This window comes from Labrys sp. 22185, from assembly GCF_052045555.1.
In the GTDB taxonomy this organism is placed as follows: Bacteria; Pseudomonadota; Alphaproteobacteria; order Rhizobiales; family Labraceae; genus Labrys; species Labrys neptuniae.
This window is the reverse complement of the sequence record NZ_JBQEPH010000036.1, coordinates 19,511-35,813: the sequence shown is the minus strand read 5'-3', so window position 1 is coordinate 35,813 and position 16,303 is coordinate 19,511. Positions and strand designations below refer to the sequence as shown.

The 16,303-nt window shown below is 63.4% G+C and carries 16 protein-coding genes; 1 reads left to right on the top strand and 15 read right to left on the bottom strand.

The features are described 5' to 3' along the window. Window positions 1–28: 28 nt before the first annotated feature. From ACTJKX_RS33450 to ACTJKX_RS33425, 6 genes are read right to left on the bottom strand one after another with little or no spacing between them, the layout of a single operon-like run. Window positions 29–1,264: an ABC transporter substrate-binding protein gene (locus ACTJKX_RS33450; RefSeq protein ID WP_440727934.1), complete on the bottom strand. Its 1,236-nt coding sequence runs from the start codon at window positions 1,262–1,264 to the stop codon at window positions 29–31. Window positions 1,265–1,300: 36 nt separating this feature from the next. Continuing rightward, a complete protein-coding gene (locus ACTJKX_RS33445; RefSeq protein WP_440727933.1) occupies window positions 1,301–2,062 on the bottom strand; it encodes an SDR family NAD(P)-dependent oxidoreductase in 762 nt (253 codons plus the stop codon). Between the two features lie 25 nt (window positions 2,063–2,087). After that, on the bottom strand, window positions 2,088–2,831 hold the full coding sequence (locus tag ACTJKX_RS33440) for an SDR family NAD(P)-dependent oxidoreductase (protein ID WP_440727932.1): 744 nt from the start codon (window positions 2,829–2,831) through the stop codon (window positions 2,088–2,090). After that, entirely contained in the window at window positions 2,828–3,673 is an 846-nt protein-coding gene (locus ACTJKX_RS33435) for an ABC transporter permease (RefSeq protein ID WP_440727931.1), read from the bottom strand. Before ACTJKX_RS33435 ends, ACTJKX_RS33440 begins: the two co-directional genes overlap by 4 nt. Window positions 3,674–3,676: 3 nt before the next feature. Continuing rightward, entirely contained in the window at window positions 3,677–4,576 is a 900-nt protein-coding gene (locus ACTJKX_RS33430; protein WP_440727930.1) for an ABC transporter permease, read from the bottom strand. Window positions 4,577–4,627: 51 nt separating this feature from the next. Continuing rightward, window positions 4,628–5,704 carry an ABC transporter ATP-binding protein gene (locus ACTJKX_RS33425; protein ID WP_440727929.1) on the bottom strand — a complete coding sequence of 359 codons (1,077 nt, stop codon included), beginning with the start codon at window positions 5,702–5,704 and terminating at the stop codon, window positions 4,628–4,630. Between the two features lie 609 nt (window positions 5,705–6,313). Here ACTJKX_RS33425 and ACTJKX_RS33420 point away from each other — a divergent pair. Beyond that, on the top strand, window positions 6,314–7,324 hold the full coding sequence (locus ACTJKX_RS33420) for a GntR family transcriptional regulator (protein ID WP_440727928.1): 1,011 nt from the start codon (window positions 6,314–6,316) through the stop codon (window positions 7,322–7,324). Between the two features lie 225 nt (window positions 7,325–7,549). Here the strand turns inward: ACTJKX_RS33420 and ACTJKX_RS33415 are convergent, their stop codons facing one another. From ACTJKX_RS33415 to ACTJKX_RS33375, 9 genes are all read right to left on the bottom strand, one after another. Next, on the bottom strand, window positions 7,550–7,954 hold the full coding sequence (locus tag ACTJKX_RS33415; RefSeq protein ID WP_394315170.1) for a DUF3597 domain-containing protein: 405 nt from the start codon (window positions 7,952–7,954) through the stop codon (window positions 7,550–7,552). Window positions 7,955–8,085: 131 nt separating this feature from the next. Beyond that, complete coding sequence (locus tag ACTJKX_RS33410; protein WP_394315169.1) at window positions 8,086–9,342, bottom strand: SfnB family sulfur acquisition oxidoreductase; 1,257 nt, start codon at window positions 9,340–9,342, stop codon at window positions 8,086–8,088. A 28-nt stretch (window positions 9,343–9,370) separates the two neighbouring features. Next, a complete protein-coding gene (locus ACTJKX_RS33405) occupies window positions 9,371–10,156 on the bottom strand; it encodes an ABC transporter ATP-binding protein (protein ID WP_440727927.1) in 786 nt (261 codons plus the stop codon). 50 nt (window positions 10,157–10,206) lie between these two features. Next, on the bottom strand, window positions 10,207–11,568 hold the full coding sequence (locus tag ACTJKX_RS33400) for an ABC transporter substrate-binding protein (protein ID WP_440727926.1): 1,362 nt from the start codon (window positions 11,566–11,568) through the stop codon (window positions 10,207–10,209). 43 nt (window positions 11,569–11,611) lie between these two features. Next, on the bottom strand, window positions 11,612–12,640 hold the full coding sequence (locus ACTJKX_RS33395) for a branched-chain amino acid ABC transporter permease (protein ID WP_394315183.1): 1,029 nt from the start codon (window positions 12,638–12,640) through the stop codon (window positions 11,612–11,614). 12 nt (window positions 12,641–12,652) lie between these two features. Further along, the gene (locus ACTJKX_RS33390; RefSeq protein ID WP_394315182.1) at window positions 12,653–13,549 is read right to left on the bottom strand and encodes a branched-chain amino acid ABC transporter permease; all 897 of its coding nucleotides are present in this window, start codon (window positions 13,547–13,549) and stop codon (window positions 12,653–12,655) included. Beyond that, complete coding sequence (locus ACTJKX_RS33385) at window positions 13,549–14,442, bottom strand: ABC transporter ATP-binding protein (RefSeq protein ID WP_440727925.1); 894 nt, start codon at window positions 14,440–14,442, stop codon at window positions 13,549–13,551. The genes ACTJKX_RS33390 and ACTJKX_RS33385 overlap by 1 nt, the downstream gene beginning before the upstream one ends. An 82-nt stretch (window positions 14,443–14,524) precedes the next feature. After that, window positions 14,525–15,628: a dimethylsulfone monooxygenase SfnG gene (sfnG, locus tag ACTJKX_RS33380; protein WP_311944320.1), complete on the bottom strand. Its 1,104-nt coding sequence runs from the start codon at window positions 15,626–15,628 to the stop codon at window positions 14,525–14,527. Between the two features lie 26 nt (window positions 15,629–15,654). Further along, complete coding sequence (locus ACTJKX_RS33375) at window positions 15,655–16,236, bottom strand: NAD(P)H-dependent oxidoreductase (RefSeq protein WP_394315165.1); 582 nt, start codon at window positions 16,234–16,236, stop codon at window positions 15,655–15,657. Window positions 16,237–16,303: the final 67 nt, after the last annotated feature.

Below are 16,303 nucleotides of genomic sequence, written 5' to 3'. Positions count from 1 at the left end.
AAAGCGGTGCCTTTCGCCCGGATCGTGATCAGGCGTTCAGGAACTCGTCCCATTTCTGAATGAGATGGTCGTAGGCATCCGGCCACTGGTGCCAATAGGCGACATTGGCGGCCCGTTCCGCCAGGCTGCCGCCATCGCGCAGGTCGCCTTCCTTGATGCCACGCTCGGCAGCGCCGACCCAGGGCTTGCCCTCGTACCAGAAGGCGTATTTCTCCGGTGCCATCTCGCTTTTGATGTTGGTCGTCGGCGAATAATAGCCCTGTTCCGAAACGGTGATGCCGGGCTTGCCCGAAAGCCAGTAGTCGGCGTAGGCGGCCACGGCTTCCTTGTTGGCGGAGCCGGCGATGAGCGACGGGCCGATCGCCCAGGCGCGGTAGCCTTCCTTCGGGCGGGCATATCTGCAGGCCTTGCCCTGGGCCTTGACCGCCATCACGGCCGGCTGCCAGGCGTCGCACACCACCATTTCGCCGGAGGCGAGGAGATTGACGAGCTCGCCGAAATCGCCCCAGAGCGCGCGGAACTGGCCTTCCTTCTTTTTGGAAACCAGGAATTTCGCAGCCTCGTCGATCTCGGCTTCCGAGGGATTGCCGGGGTTCTTGACCGCCGACAAGCCGAGCGAGTTCATGGCCATCACGGCCTGTCCGAAGGCGATCAGCGGATCGGTGTTGAGGCCGGACTTGCCCTTCCATTTGGGATCGAAGATGGCCGCCCAGGTGTTGGCTTCCTCATCCGATAGGACGTCCGGATTGTAGCCGATGGAGTCGTAATTATAGACGGCCGGCACCATCCACAGCTGGCTGTGGGCATCGTCCTGCCAGATCTGGCCGGTTATCTGGGCCTTGGGATCCCATTTGTCGCTCGGCTTGGTGAAGGTATCGCGGATATTGGCCCAATTCTTCAGCGAGGAGACGGCGATCGGCGCGACATTGTTGGTCATCACCACCGACGGCAGGCGTTCGGCAATCACCTCCCAGCAATCATAGTCCTTCGAGCCCGACAGGATCTTGGTCTGGGCATCGGGGAAGGTCGCGGCCGTGCCCGAGGTCGTGCCGACGCCGGAGGCGGCCTTGAATTCGGCCAGGATGCGTTCCTGCACCGTGACGGACAGGCCGATCGTGCGCAGGCTCTCGCTCGCCAGGCCGGTCCCTTGTGCCCAGGCCGCCCGGGAGGAGAGGAACGGCGTGCCGCCGCCCAGTGCCAGGGCCATCATTCCCGCGGATCGCTTCAGTATAGAGCGGCGCGTCATCTCGCTTCGGTCAGACATCGTTCCTTCTCCGGTTCTGGTTCATTTGCTTTTGTTTCAGTAGCGGCCCACCAGCAGGCCGCCATCGACCACCAGCGTCTGGCCCGTGAGGTAGCGGGCGCTGGAAGAGGCGAGGAAAACGATCACGTCGGCGATCTCTTCGGGCTCACCGATGCGGCCCATGGGGATGAAGGCGCCGGCGGCCTCCGCACCCTCGGGACCAAGGGAATGCTCCTTGGAGAGAAGCTGGGCGGTGCGGATGTAGCCCGGCGCCACGCCGTTGACCCGGACACCGTCGCGGGCGACCTCGACGGCGAGACCCCGCACCAGGCCGACGACGCCAGCCTTGGCGGAGGAATAATGCACATGCTCGTCCCAGCCATAGGCCACGCCCATGATCGAGGAGAGAGCGACCACGGCGCCGGACCCGCGAGTACGCATGCCGGGCAAGGCGGCCCGCACTACGCGGAAGATGCCTTTGAGGTCGATGTCGAAGGTGAGGTCCCACTTGTCGTCGTCGAGCTGGGCGAGCGGCACGCGGTGGGCGATGCCGGCATTGGCGACGACGACGTCGATGGCGCCATGGCGGGCCTCGATATCGGCGACGAGCGTGTCGGCATCGGCGGTGGAGCGAACGTCGAGCGGTGCGAACTCGGCCGAGCCGCCCTCCGCCTTGATCTCGTCGACGACGGCCCGGCCTTCCGCTTCCAGGATGTCGGTGACCACGACGTGGTCGCCGAGCGTGGCGAAGGCCTTGGCGCTGGCGCGGCCGATGCCGATGCCGCCGCCGGTGATCAGGACGATACGTGCCTTGGTCATGATGCCGTCTTCTCCCTCTGCTCGTTCACAACATCACGTCGCCGGAATTGGGCCCGAGCGTCTGGCCGACGAAGAGGCTGGCGGCCGGGGAGGCGAGGAAGGCGACGGTCGCCGCCACCTCTTCCGGCTCGCCGAAACGGCCGAGCGGCAGTTCCCCGGCCTTGCGCACTTTCCAGTCGTCCGAAAGCGCCTTCACCAGCGGCGTGTTGATCGGCCCCGGCGCAACGGCATTCACCCGCACGCCGCGGCTCGACACCTCGCGGGCAAGCGATTTGGTCATGCCGATCACGGCAGCCTTGGCGCCTGAATAATGCGCGAGCTCGATCCCGCCGATCTGACCGAGCTGGGATGCGACATTGACGATGACGCCGGACCCCGCCTCCAGCATTGCCGGCAGCACGGCCCGTATCATCAGGAAGGTGCCGCGCACATGCACGGCGAACATGCGGTCGAAATCACTGGTTTCGAGATGTTCGAACAGGCATTGGTGGACATGGCCGGCATTGTTGACGAGCAGGTCCACCGGCCCGAGCTGCGTCCTGGCCGCGGCGACGATCGCCGCGACGTCCGCTTCGCTGGAGACATCGCCGGCTGCGGCGACCGCCTTGCCGCCCGCCGCCCGGATGGCATCGGCGATGGCCTGCGCCCGCTCCAGCGCGAGGTCGTTGACAAGCACGCCATAGCCGTCGCCCGCGAGGCGTTCGGCGATGGCTTTGCCGATGCCCGAGCCGGCTCCGGTGACGATGGCTGTTTTCAGGCTAGGCATCATGCCTCCTCCTGGATGGCGAGGCGCCTGCCGCGACGGACCGACAGCCCCATCAGGATCGCGTAGACGGCGAGCAAAGCGAACGAGAACAAGGTGGTCAGCACGCCGAAGGCGAAGACGTTGGGATGGATCTCGACCGAGAACGTGCCGTAGATCGCCAGCGGCAGGGTGAGGTCGCGCCCCGAGGCGAAGAGCGTGCGCGAGAACTCGTCATAGGAAAGGGTGAAGGCGAACAGCATCGCCGACAGGACACCCGGGAAGATCAGCGGGAATGTCACCTTCCGGAAAGTGCGGATCGGCGAGACGCCGAGCGACCAGGAGGCTTCCTCGACGCTCTGGTCGAAGCGGTTGAAGATTGCCAGCATGACGAGGAAGGCGAAGGGATAGGTGTAGACGACGTGGAGGACGAAGGCTGTGCCCCACCAGTGCCGGTCGATGCCGAGGACGTTGGCAACCAGCGCCATGCCGAGGCCGACCAGCACGCCGGGTACCATCATGCCGAGGACGATCAGGTAGAAGGCGATGCCAGACCCCCGGAACTTCTTGCGGAAGGCCTGCGCGGACGTCACGCCCAGGACGGTCGAGACCACCATCGTCATGATGGCGAGGACGATCGAACGTCCCAGGCTCTCCTCGATCGGCAGTGGGGCGATGCGCGAGGGCGGCGTCAGGCCGAAGAGGTGCTGGTACCAATAGGTCGACCATTCGATAATCGGAAATTGCGGACCGCCCTCCGGCCCGGTCTGGAAGGACAGGATCGCCAGTACGACGAAGGGCCCATAGAGAAACAGGAGGAACAGGGCCGTATAGATGGCCAGGACCGGTCTGACGCCGCGTGCCTGCATGGCTCAGAGCTCCTTCCTGAGATCGACGACACGCAGCAGGGCGGCGACCACGGCCCCCATGACGATCGTCAGGACGACGCCGACCACGGCGGCGAAGGCCCATTTGAGCGAACCGACCTGGGTGACGATGATGTTGCCGAGGAGGTTGACCTTGCGTCCGGACAGGGCGGCGGAGGTGGCGAATTCGCCCAGCACCATCACCGAAACGAAGATCGAGCCGACGACCACGCCGGGCATGGACAGCGGCAGGATGATGGTGCGGAAGATGCGCCAGAAGCCGGCGCCGAGATCGCGCGCCGCCTCGATCACGTTCGGGTCGATCCGCCCGAGCATGAAAGCGATGGGGCCGACCATGAAGACACAGTAGATCTGCGTCATGCCGATCACCACCGATAGGTCGGAGAAGAGCAGGGCCTCGATCGGCTGGGTGATGATGCCGGCCTTGAGCAGGATCAGGTTGATGGCACCTTCCTTGCCCAGCATCGGCCGCCAGGCGAGGACGCGGATCAGGAAGGACGTCCAGAACGGGATGACGCACAGCACCAGGAGCGTGGTCTGCAGCGCCTTGTTGCGCACGAACAGGCCCACGAACAGAGCCGTGGGGTAACCGATCACCAGGGTGGCGACCAGCACCGTCAGCCAGATGCGGATCGTGGTCCAGAGGGCCTGGAGATAGGTGTCGCTCGTGAAGAAGGTAACCCAGCTCTTGGTGGTGAGGATGGGCTCGATCTTGAAGGTGGTCTGCGTCCAGAACGAGACATAGACCATCATCAGGATAGGGACGAGCAGGAAGAGCACCATCCACGCGACGCCCGGGGCCAGCAGCCATAGTGTCTTGTTGCCGGACCTGCGCGGCGATGCAGCCTGCGGCGCCGCTGCTTCGCTGCCGGGAGGCGTCGTCATCCAGTCGATCTCCGTTCCGGGTCGTGGGTCAGCAAGAGCCATGGGCGTCGCTCAGGCAAAGAGGAGCGCGAGGTCGCGCTTCCAGACGAGGCCGTAGCGCTCCTGCGGCGCGTAGTCGGCGGGAGGGCGATGGCTGAGATGGGTCTCCACCTCCACCACCTGGCCGCTGTCGAGGGCAAAGAAGGAGTTCACGGCGGCGCCGCTATATTCGCTGGCGACGAAGGCGGCCTCGACGCCCGCTTCGTCGCTCGCCAGGGCCGACGATGCCGGGCGCACCTGGATGCGATCATAGCGGACGGCATAGGCGGTTTTTCCGCCGGCAAGGCGCGTGCTGCCCTCGATCGGGAAACTGCCTGCCGGCCCGACGAAGGCCTCGCCCGAGAGTGTTCCCTCGAACAGGTTGTAGCAGTTGAGGAACCGCGCGACGGAAGGGGCGGCGGGGCGGTTATAGATCGTGTCGGCATCCGCCGACTGGGCGATCCGGCCCCGATCGAGCACCAAGACGATATCGCCCATGGCCAGGGCTTCGGATTCGCTGCCGGTAACATGCAGGAAGGTGACGCCGAGACGCTCACGGATGCTCCGGAGCTCCGCCCGCATGCGGGACCGCAGATTGGCATCGAGGGCACCCAGCGGCTCGTCGAGCAGCACGAGGCGCGGTTCGGTCACCAGCGTTCGCGCCAAGGCCACGCGCTGGCGCTGGCCGCCGGAGATCTGGGCGACACCGCGATCCTCCAGGCCGGCCAGGCCGACCAGCTCGATCATCTCAGCGACCTTGCGGCGAATGGCAGCACGATCGGTCAGTGCGGCGATCTCCCGGTTTTCAAGGCCGTAGGCGATATTCCTGGCCACGGAGAGATGCGGGAACAGGGCAAAATTCTGGAAGACGAAGCCGATGCCGCGCCGATGTGCCGGGACATTGTCGACGGGGCTGCCGCCGAGGGTGACGCTGCCCTGGTCAGGGCTTTCAAAACCCGCGATCACGCGCAGAAGCGTGGTCTTGCCCGAACCGCTGGGGCCCAGGAGCGACACATAGGCATTGTCGGGGATGGCGAGGTCTATACCATCCAGCGCTTGCAGGTCGCCATAGGACTTCCTGATGCCGGAAAGACGAAGTACATCTGCCAAACGAGCCTCCCAGATCGTATCATGCCACACGGACGCCCTGTTATTCCTAGGAATAACACGATCCATCTTTGCCATGATTTCAGGTGATAAATATCATGCGGGCGCAATACGTTTGCGTCCGATCCAATATTAATCAACTTGCTTAATTCAGTTCGCCTCTGCATTGCTTCTTCGGCAATGAGTGCTTGGATCTTAGTTCAATCGATTTTTGTATGCAACAATCTTTTTTGTGCATCGGCTGCCCAAATTCCGGGCGGGCATCGAATTTGGACTCTCGGTGAAGGATTGGTGGAGTCTGGGCAATTTTTGTAGAGAATTGGCCGTTTAGGCTGCGTTTTCTCGTGTTTGTTACGACATGCGACGTGCTCGTCGGGGTCGTGATGGGCGGTCGGGGGCTGGTGTGGGTGTTGAAGGGAGTGGGTGGTGACGACGAGGTTTATCGAAAATTTTGCCGAAAATCGGTGAAAATGCATTCTCCGTAGGCAAAATTGCACTATAGTATGCAAAGATCATTTATCCGAATGTGGGACAGGATGTGTCAAACGCGGTAGACACGGGCAGTTCGAGCGGCGGTCTGCGATGACACCCGCAAGGAGGTCCGTTTACGGCATGCCATCGTCCAAGCCTCGCCAGACCGCCCAGCGGCGCTACGAAATCGTCGAAGACGTCTTGCGCACCAATATTGCCGACGGGCTTCTGCCGAAGGGGCTGGTCCTGCTCGAAGGGCCGATCGCCGAGATCTTCCAGACGTCGCGTGCGCCGGTCCAGAGGGCGCTGCTGCACCTGGAGGCGGAGCAGCTCATCCACCGTTTCGATGGGCGCGGCTATCTCGTCGGGGCGCCGGGACGGAGCATCGCCCCGGTGCGCACCGATATCAAGACCCTGGGTCTGGTGGTGCCCGAGGCCATCGACGAGGCGCTGCAAAGCCGGTCGACCTGGGAGCGCATCTATGATTCCATCGAGGCGGACGTCGCGGCCTGTGTCGTGTTCGGGCAATATCGTATCATCGAGATCGAGCTGGCGGATCATTTCCATGTCAGCCGCACCGTGGTGCGCGACGTGCTCGGACGCCTGCAGGAAAGGGGGCTGGTGCATAAGAACCAGAGTTCCCACTGGATCGCCGGCCCGCTCACGGCAAAATCGATCAAGGACCGCTTTGCCCTGCGGCGCATCCTCGAGCCTCCCGCCCTGGTGTCGGCGGCGCCGCGCATCGATCGCTCACGTTTGACCGCCTTGCTCGAAAGCCTGTCCGAGGCCGAAAGGACCGAATCGGATGCCGATCTGGTCGAATGGGAGGATTTGGAGACGAAGCTGGTCGAGACCTGCGTGATGGCCACCCCGAACGAAAGGCTGCGCGATCTGATACGGGACAACCTGTTGCCGGTCGTGGCCTCGGAGCGCCTGCTGCGCCAATTCGGCCTGCCGCGCGATCGTATCGCCATTGCCGAATATCGCCTGATCGTCGAACTGCTGGCGCGCGGGGCCATCGATGCTGCGGCTGCGATGTTCGATGCACATTTGGAAGAGGCGAAGAACCGCAACATCGCCCAGATGAAGATCGTCGCGGTGATCCCAGCCCCGCAATCGATTGCGCCTTATCTGACCAGGATCGCGGAGTAAATGTCTCCTCGGCTGCCCGCTGGCCTTCCCGAGCGCGGATTGCTGGCATCCACAGCCAAAATTGCCGTGGAAAACCGCCAAGGCGAGATCGAACCTGGGCGGTTTTCGTGTCTGGAAACCCGCACCTCATGGGGTACCGGCTCAGTGCCCAGCCAGGAGCAGAGAGACCCTCGAAAGATCTTCGCCGGGCGGCGGAAGATAAAAGAGGTTTGCCGGGAAGGCTGGTCAGTTTTGTAGATCGGCGGGCACCTTGCCCCCATTCGCTGCCAGTTTTGCAATGACGGCCTTGTGCAGCCAGATATTCATCGCAGCGGAGTCCGACGTATCGCCCGTATAGCCCAACTCTCCGGCCAGCTCCTTGCGAGCTGCAAGGCTGCTGTCGAGCTTCAGGGCTTTGAGGAGGTCTACAATTGAGCGCTTCCAGTCGAGGTTCTGTCCGCTGGCCTTGACCGCTTGATCGAGGACGGCAGCAACGTCGACGGTGCTCGGCGGAACGGCCGAACCGGATGGTGCAGGAGCCGGACTGGAAGAGGGTGTTGGAGCAGAGGGTGTACCGGTAGGGGCCTGGGGGGCCTCTGCAGCCTTTGCACGACCGAAGATGGCGTTGCTGATTGAATCGAAGATGCCCATGTTTCTATCTCCGTTGAATGAAACTTCGACTGCTGCGCTTGAACTTGACTGATCAATGCTTGGACGCGCCGAAATGTTCCCCTAGGGCCACTGTGCGCCGGGTTTTGCCGGGCTGCAACAGTGCGGTCCGATCAGCTCCAGGCATGCAGAGGCGGATTGACGTCATTCAGCGCGTAATTTCCAAGAATGGCATATTTCCAGCGAACGGGATCATGGAGCGTATGCGTACGGGCATTGCGCCAGTGCCGGTCGAGGTTGTGAACGCCCAGCGTCGAGCGTGTGCCGGCCAGTTCGAACAGTTTGTTGGTGGCCTGTAGCGCCGCTTCCGTCGACAGGATCTTGGCTTCGGCAACCGCGATCTGGGCCTTGGCCACACTTTCGGCCGTGGCATCGGCAACGGCCCTGTCCACGGCGAGACCCGCTTTCTCGAGAAGCGCCTCGGCGGCATGAAGGCGCAAGGTGAGATCACCGATCGCCTGGATCGTGTAGGGGTCCTGCCAGGCATGATCGAGGCCGCTATCGATCCAGGCTCTGGAGCCGCCCTTGACGAAAGCGATAGTGTCCTTGATGGCGGCCTCCGCGATGCCCGTATCGACCGCCGCCTGGATGATCTGAAAGATGGCGCCATCCGCCGTCGGGCGATCATAGCCCCGATAGCCCGGGACCAGATGGGTCTTCGGCACCCTCACGTGGTCGAGGATCACCGTGCCGCTCAACGTGGTCTTCTGGCCGAAACTCGACCAGTCGTCGATCACCGTGAGGCCGGGGGCGTCGCGCTCGGCAATCGCATACCAGGCCCGGCCTTCGCCATCGAGCGCGACGATCGGCACCAGATGGGCGAGAAGCGCGCCGGAGGAATAGAATTTCTTGCCGGTGACGACGACATGGTTGCCTTCATCCTTGAACGTCGTCTCGAAATCAGCCGCCCGCTTGGAGGAGAATTCGGAGAAGGCGTTGCCGAACCTGGTTCCGCCCAGCACTTCGGCGAACAGCAGCTTCTGCTGGGCCTCGTCGGAGACCGTTCGGATGGCGGCGACGACCCCGATATGGTTCTGCGTGATCTGCCCGATCGAAGGATCCGCCGCCGAAATGATCTGGATCACGCGATCGATGGTGACATAGGAAAGCTCGGGTCCGCCGAAAGCCTTGGGGACATTGAGCGACCACAGGCCGCTCTGGGAATAGGCGTCGAGCTCGGCGACCGGCCAGATGCGTTCGCGGTCGCGCTCCGATGCGCCTTTGGCGAATTGCGCCGCAAGATCTTCGGCAACCGCAATCGCTTCGGCGTCGCTGCGGATGATGTGCGCCGGTTCAGAGGGACGGGGGAGGGCAGATACGCCTTCTGCGACGATGCCCGGAAATGCTTTGGCTTGAGCTGCTGTCGTCATGGGCCGATTCCTAAGATGAGGGTTAAGATCAGGCCGCGGTCGAGACCGCGGATGGGCCGGCGAGGGAAGTCCGCCCGAGATAGATGTCCTTGAGGTCGGCACGACCCCTCAGTTCGGCAGCCCGTCCTTCCAGGACCGAGCGCCCCGAAGCGAGCAGCACCGCGCGATGGGCATGGCGCAGAGCCACGGCGGTGTTCTGTTCGGCAAGAAGGATGGACAGGCCCTCCGACACATTGAGGGCGGTGAGCCGTTCGAAGATGTCCTGCACCACGAGCGGTGCCAGCCCCATCGAAGGCTCGTCCAGCACCAGCAGGCGTGGCCTCGACATCAGGGCGCGACCGATTGCGGTCATCTGCTGCTCGCCGCCCGAGGTCAGGCCGGCGATCGTCTTTCGCTTCTCGCGCAGGCGCGGGAAGATCGCATAGACGCGCTCCAGGTCACGCGCCAGTTCCGGGCGGCTGGAGCCGCGTGCCAGCCCGCCGGTAACGAGATTGTCCTCGGTGCTCAGCGAGCGAAAGCAGTGCCGGCCCTCGAGCACCTGGACGAGCCCCCGCCGCACCAGGGCGGAGGCGCTGTGCCGGTTCACCTCCACGTTGTCGAACCGGATCGTCCCGGCGATCAGCCGGCCGCGCTGGGCCGGCAGCAGGTTGGAGACCGCCTTGAGGGTCGTGGATTTGCCGGCCCCGTTGGGGCCGAGCAAGGCGACGATCTCTCCCGCGGCAACTGTCAGGCTCACGCCATTCAGAGCGACGATGGCGCCACCATAGACAGCTTCGATCGCATTGACCGCAAGCAGGGGAACTGGCTCGGACATCGAATACCTTTCCTGGGGCACGCCGTTGCAGGAGGCCGAGGGGACGCGCCTCAGTTCGCGGCCGCCTTGTCGGCATCCGCCTCGGTCCGAGGCTTGATCTGATGCTCGGTGGCATAGGCCGTGGCGGATTTTTCGATGATCGGCCGCAGCAACGCCCAGTCGGGCGCGATCCAGTCGGATACCACCTTCCACTTGGCGCCATCCCATTGCTGGAAGGTGACGAGGCCGTCGCCTTCATGGTTCTTCCAGGTCACGTTGATGGAGTGGAAAAGCCCCTTGGCGCCGAGAGCCTCCACGCGGGCCGGGTCGAGCTTGAGATGTTCCAGCCCCCAGCGGACTTCATCGCCGGTGAGGGTGCGATGGCCGAATTTTTCCTGGGCGATGCGAATGGCCTCGACATTCAGGATGCCGTTCACGATGCCCAGATTGTGGTAGACGCTGCCGATCCGCTTCTTGTCGTCGAGATTGCCCTTGCCTGCGCCATAGACGGTTTTGACGATCTCTTGCACCACGGGGTATTCGGTGCCGGACGCCTGGGTCGTGATCGCGACATATCCCTTGGCGGCGGCACCCGCGGGCAGGACGTCCTCTTCCGAATTGGACCAGACATTGCCGACGATGTGATCGGCAGGAAAACCGACCTTCTGAGCCGTCTTGAGCGCCACGGGGTTCATGACTCCCCAGCCGCGCAGCACCACATAGTCGGGCCGCCAGCGCCGGATGGTCAGCCATTGCGATTGCTGCTCGTTGCCGGGGTGAGGCACCTCGATCTGCTGCAATTCGAAGCCGTATTTCTTGGCCAGCAGCTCATAGATTGGGATCGTCTCCTTGCCATAGGGCGAGCCGTGATAGAGCACGGCGATCTTCTTACCCTTGAGACTGTCAACCCCGCCGAACTTGCCGGCGATGTAGTTCACGATCCCGGAGGTTTCGCTGTAGGGATTGAGCAGCAGGGGAAAGACATATTTGAACACGCTGCCATCGGTCGAATCCGTGCGGCCGTGATTGATCGTCAGCAGGGGAACCTTGTCGTTGGTGATGCGGTCGATCATCGCATAGGCAATGCCGACGGAAAGCGGGTTCCAGGTCGCGATGTCCTTGTGGCTTTTCTGACGTTCGTAGCATTCGACACCCCGTTCGACTTCATACTGGGTCTCGCATTCGTCCCAGGTCAGCTTGACGCCGTTCACGCCGCCGTCGCGAGTGTTGATGAGATTGAGGTAGTCGATGAAGCCGCCGAAGAAGCCCGTGCCGCCGGCTGCATAGGGGCCGACCCGATAGCTTTGCAGCGGGAAATACTGTTCGTCCGCACGAGCCTGCGAATGGGCGAAAGGCACGGTCGTGAGGGCGAGGGCTGCAGCCATTGTGGTTGCGCGCAGGGCACCGGCGAGGCGAAATGAAAGGGACGGCATGGTGGCTCCGGGGTTGGCAGGCGAGGATTGGGAGAAATCGCGGTCAGCGGTGCGGGCGGATCTTGTCGAGGGTGCGTCGACACAGCGCCGACAGGCCGTCCGGCTCGGCGATGAGAAAGACGATGATCAGCGCGCCGAGCACGATGCGCTGGCTCATGTCGAGCACGCCTGAATCGAAGGTACTGCCCAGCAAGGCGCTGCCCAGGCGAGACAGGATCAGGGGGAACACCACGATGAAGGCCGCTCCGAGGAATGCCCCGCGGATCGTGGCGAGCCCGCCAATGATGATGATGAACAGGATCTGGAACGAACGATCGAGATCGAAGCCGGCCGGTTCGACGGTCCTCAGATAGGCGAACGCCCACAGCGATCCGGCAATGCCGATGATGAAGGAGGACAGCACGAAGGCGAGCAGCTTGGTGCGCAGCACGGATACGCCGATGACCCGGGCCGCCAGCTCGTTGTCGCGGACAGCGATGAAGTCGCGGCCGGTCTGCGTCTTGACGATCCGGGCGGCAAGGCCGGTGACGACAACCACGATGGTGAGCGTGAACAGGTAGCGGCCGGGCGGGCCTTCGAGCGAGAAGCCTGCCACGCCGAGGGGCGGGGCGTCGATGACACCGGACGGATTGTCGTTGGAAAACCAGCTGAACTTGGTCAGCGCCCATTGCACGAAGAACTGCGCCGCCAAGGTGGAAACGGCCAGGTAGAAACCACGCAGCCGCAGGCTCGGCAGGCCGAAGACGAGCCCGATCAGCGCCGCAACACCGCCGCCCAGGACGATGCTCGCGACCAGGGGCAGGCCGGGGATCCGAAGGTTGAAATTATAGGCGGCGAAGGCACCCACCGCCATGAACGCAGCGCTGCCCAACGAAAGCTGCCCGGCATAGCCGGTGAGCAGATTCAGCCCCAGGGCAGCCAGCGACAGGGCCAGGAAGGGGGTCAGGATGGCATCGAACACATAGCTGCTGCCGACCAGCGGGATCACGCCATAGGCGAGGATCAGGAGTACCGCGGGAAGGATCCAGGAACGGCTGGGAGCTTCGGCGTTCTCGTGGCTGGAAGCGGTCAAAGCGGTCACGGTTCACGCCCTTTCCACGAGCTTCTGGCCGAACAGGCCAGCGGGCCGCACGAGCAGAAAGACGAGCGCGGCCACATAGGCAAACCATCCTTCGATGCCGCCGCCGACGAAGGGGCCGAGATAGACTTCCGAAAGCTTCTCGAACGCGCCGATGAGCAGACCGCCGACGATGGCACCCAGGATCGAGTCGAACCCGCCCAGGACCAGGACAGGCAGGGCCTTGAGCACGACGAGCGAAAGGGAAAACTGGACGCCGAGCCTCGAGCCCCAGATCAGGCCTGCAACCAGGGCGACGATACCGGCGGCGGTCCAGACGGCAGCCCAGATCCGTGGCAGCCGCAAGCCGACCGCATAGGCCGCGAACTGGTCGTCGGCAACGGCGCGAAAGCTCAAACCGATGCGCGTGAAATTGAAGAAGGCCGCCAGGATCGCCACCAGCGTGGCGGCAACCCCCGCCGCGAAAAGGTCGAACTGGGAAATCAGCACGCCGGCCACTTCAAACGGGGTATCGTCGATCCCCAGATCGAGCGCATGGACTTGCGTGCCCCATAGAAGCTGCGCGGCGCCCTCGATGACATAGGACAAGCCAAGCGTTGCCATGAACAGCGTGATCGGCGGCTTGTTGACCAGTGGGCGCAACACGGCCCTCTCGATCGCCAAGCCGAGCGCGGCCATGATGGCGAGTGATATCGCTATCGCCGCGATGAAGGGGACGTCCCGCTCGATCAGGCTGACGAAGGTGAGGGCTGCAAAGAGCAGCATCGCCCCCTGCGCGAAGTTGAGAACGCCCGAGGTCTTGTAGACAAGTACGAACCCGATTGCGACCAGCGAGTACATCACGCCGGAAAGAAGGCCTCCGACCAGCACCTCGACCAGGAAGGCCCAATCAAAATCGGCCATCATGCACCACCCCGGTCGTCGTGCGCCACGCCGAGATAGGCGTCGATCACGGCCTGATCAGCCTGAACCGCCTGCGGGGTGCCATCTGCGATGAGGCGGCCGTGATCGAGCACGGCCACCCTGTCGGACAGATCCATGACCATGCCGATGTCGTGCTCGATCATCACGATCGTCAGGTCGAACTGCCTTTGCGCCTTGCGTATGACCTCGGCGATCTCGGTCTTCTCGGCAGCCGTCATACCTGCCATGGGCTCGTCGAGCAGCAGGATGCGAGGCTCGGCCACCAGGGCCCGGGCCAATTCGACGCGTTTTTGAAGGCCATAGGGCAGCGTTGCGACCGGGCGGTTGCGAACCGGCTGCAAGTCCAGGAAATCGACCATGCGCTCGGCGCGCTCGCGGGCGTCCTTGTCTTCGCGACGTGCCTGACCCAGACCCAGGATCTGGCCGATGAAACCGGCGTGCCGCAGGGCTGCCCGCCCCATCAGGACATTTCCAAGCACGTCCAGCCCGCTGAACAGAGCCAGGTTCTGGAACGTGCGCGCAACACCGAGCGTTGCGAGTTTAGACGCCGGCACCTGCCGGAAGTCACGGCCGGCGAGGCCGATATGCCCGTGGTCAGGGCGATAGATGCCGCTGATGACGTTGAGAAGCGAACTCTTGCCGGCACCATTCGGTCCGATAATGGCTCGAGTTTCGCCGAGCTCGACCGCAAAGCTGACATCCCCCAGCGCCGCAATGCCTCCGAAAGACAGGCTGATATGTTCGAGCGTCAGCGCAGCCTGTCGCCGAGCCGGTTCGGTCTTTGGCGTCGAGGGGGGTTCAACGGCCTCGATCGGTGGCGCATCCCGATATGACGGGGCAGGCTGCAGCACTGCGCTGGTTGCCGTGGTCATGAGCGTGTCTCTGCCCGTCATCCCTGCCGATGGCAGGGATGCAGGATGGAACGATTGCAGGGCGGGAAGGAACGGAACGCGATCACTCGGCCGCGACAGCCACGGGCTGCGCCGCTTCGAGCTTGCGGACCAGGGGGATGACCTCGCGGCCGAAGAATTCGACCTCCTCCTGGAAATGCAGGAAGCCCAGCAGGATCAGATCGGCGCCCGCCTCCTTCAACGCCAGGATGCGTTCGGCGATCTGTTGCGGCGTGCCGATGAGGTTGGAACGGAAGCCATCATTATACTGCACCAGGTCCTGGAAGGACGATTTGGCCCAGTTGCCTTCGCCCTCCGGAGAGGCCTTCCCGGCATTCTTCACCTCATGGGCAAAGCCGTGGACCGCCTCGGGGATGGCCTTTGCAATGATTTCGTCCAGCACGGCCTTGGCTTCGGCCTCGGTATCGCGGGCGATGGCAAAGGCATTCACGCCGACCTTGACCGAATGCCCGTTCTCGCGCGCCTTGGCCTGGATGTCGTCGACCTGCTTCTTGATTTCCTCGGGGGTGTTGCCATTGGTGAAATACCAGTCCGATACGCGAGAGGCCATGTCCCGCGCTGCGCGCGAGGAGCCGCCCTGGAAGATCTCGGGCTGCGGATCGATGGGTTTCGGCTTCAGGCTGTAGTTGCGGAAACGATAGAAATCGCCATTGAAGGTGAAGCTCTCCTCGGTCCAGATGCCGCGCAGCGAGCGGATGAATTCTTCCGACCGGCGGTAGCGCTCGTCGTGGTCGAGCCAGGGCTCGCCGATCGCGGTGAACTCGCCGCGAAACCAGCCGCTGACGATGTTCACGGCCACCCGGGCGCCGTAGATGTTGTTGATGGTTGCGATCTGCTTGGCGGCGACGGCCGGATGCCAGGGGCCCGGCAGCAGGGCCACGATCAGCTTGAGGCGCTCGGTCGAAGCGAGCAGCGCCTGGCTGAAGGTGAGGGGTTCGTGCTGATTGTCCGCACCATAGCCCGCCGTGAAGCGGATCTGGCTGAGCGCATAGTCGAAGCCGGACCGTTCGGCGATCTGGGCAAGCTTGCGATTATAGTCGATTTCCCAGCTCGTGCGTTGCTCGATCGAGCTGATCACCAGACCACCCGAGACATTGGGCACCCAATAGGCAAACTTGATCGGTTCTCGTTGACGCTCGACTGGCATGGTGGATCCTTGGTTTTATGGCGGGGTCAGGCGGTGGCAGGGAACGGAACGACCGTTCCAGACCCCTGCGGGTGGGAAAGGCGCAGCTGGAGGCGGGCTTCGCTGACGGCGCGATCGATGCGCCCCGAAACTTCGGCACTGGCCAGGGCATGATCGGCAAAATCGCCCTCGAGCGCATAGACGGTGGTCGGGAGCGTGATGGCCTTGAAGAAGGCAAACAGCGGCCGGAACTGGTGGTCCATGGCCAGGGCATGCAGCGGGGTTCCGCCGGTTGCCGCCACCAAAACCGGCCTGCCTTCGAGGGCACGATAGTCGACGAGGTCGAATAGGTGCTTCAAGGCACCCGTATAGGAGGCGCGGTAGATGGGAGACGCGACGACCAGCAGATCAGCGCTTTCGACCGCCTCGATGACCTCTCGCGCACGCCCGGTTCGCGGACCCTTTGGATGCGTTGCAAACAGGGCCGCGGCATCGCTCGCCAGTTCCACCAGCTCGACCTGCGCGAAATGTTCGAAGCGGGCGAGGATGGTGCGCACCAGTCCGGTCGTTCGGCTGGGCAGGCTCAAGCTGCCGGATATACCGAGAATTTTCCGACGATGATCGGGCACGGCGCGCTCTCAGATAAAAAATATTCTATTTATATACTCTATATAATTTATAGACTGTCAAGAGGCA

Coding starts and splice junctions, on each gene's coding strand:
- ACTJKX_RS33400 (WP_440727926.1), bottom strand. CDS start 11,568: ATGCCGTCCCTTTCATTTCGCCTCGCCGGTGCCCTGCGCGCAACCACA.
- sfnG (WP_311944320.1), bottom strand. CDS start 15,628: ATGCCAGTCGAGCGTCAACGAGAACCGATCAAGTTTGCCTATTGGGTG.
- ACTJKX_RS33410 (WP_394315169.1), bottom strand. CDS start 9,342: ATGACGACAGCAGCTCAAGCCAAAGCATTTCCGGGCATCGTCGCAGAA.
- ACTJKX_RS33420 (WP_440727928.1), top strand. CDS start 6,314: ATGCCATCGTCCAAGCCTCGCCAGACCGCCCAGCGGCGCTACGAAATC.
- ACTJKX_RS33405 (WP_440727927.1), bottom strand. CDS start 10,156: ATGTCCGAGCCAGTTCCCCTGCTTGCGGTCAATGCGATCGAAGCTGTC.
- ACTJKX_RS33440 (WP_440727932.1), bottom strand. CDS start 2,831: ATGATGCCTAGCCTGAAAACAGCCATCGTCACCGGAGCCGGCTCGGGC.
- ACTJKX_RS33435 (WP_440727931.1), bottom strand. CDS start 3,673: ATGCAGGCACGCGGCGTCAGACCGGTCCTGGCCATCTATACGGCCCTG.
- ACTJKX_RS33450 (WP_440727934.1), bottom strand. CDS start 1,264: ATGTCTGACCGAAGCGAGATGACGCGCCGCTCTATACTGAAGCGATCC.
- ACTJKX_RS33430 (WP_440727930.1), bottom strand. CDS start 4,576: ATGACGACGCCTCCCGGCAGCGAAGCAGCGGCGCCGCAGGCTGCATCG.
- ACTJKX_RS33390 (WP_394315182.1), bottom strand. CDS start 13,549: ATGGCCGATTTTGATTGGGCCTTCCTGGTCGAGGTGCTGGTCGGAGGC.
- ACTJKX_RS33415 (WP_394315170.1), bottom strand. CDS start 7,954: ATGGGCATCTTCGATTCAATCAGCAACGCCATCTTCGGTCGTGCAAAG.
- ACTJKX_RS33445 (WP_440727933.1), bottom strand. CDS start 2,062: ATGACCAAGGCACGTATCGTCCTGATCACCGGCGGCGGCATCGGCATC.
- ACTJKX_RS33385 (WP_440727925.1), bottom strand. CDS start 14,442: ATGACCACGGCAACCAGCGCAGTGCTGCAGCCTGCCCCGTCATATCGG.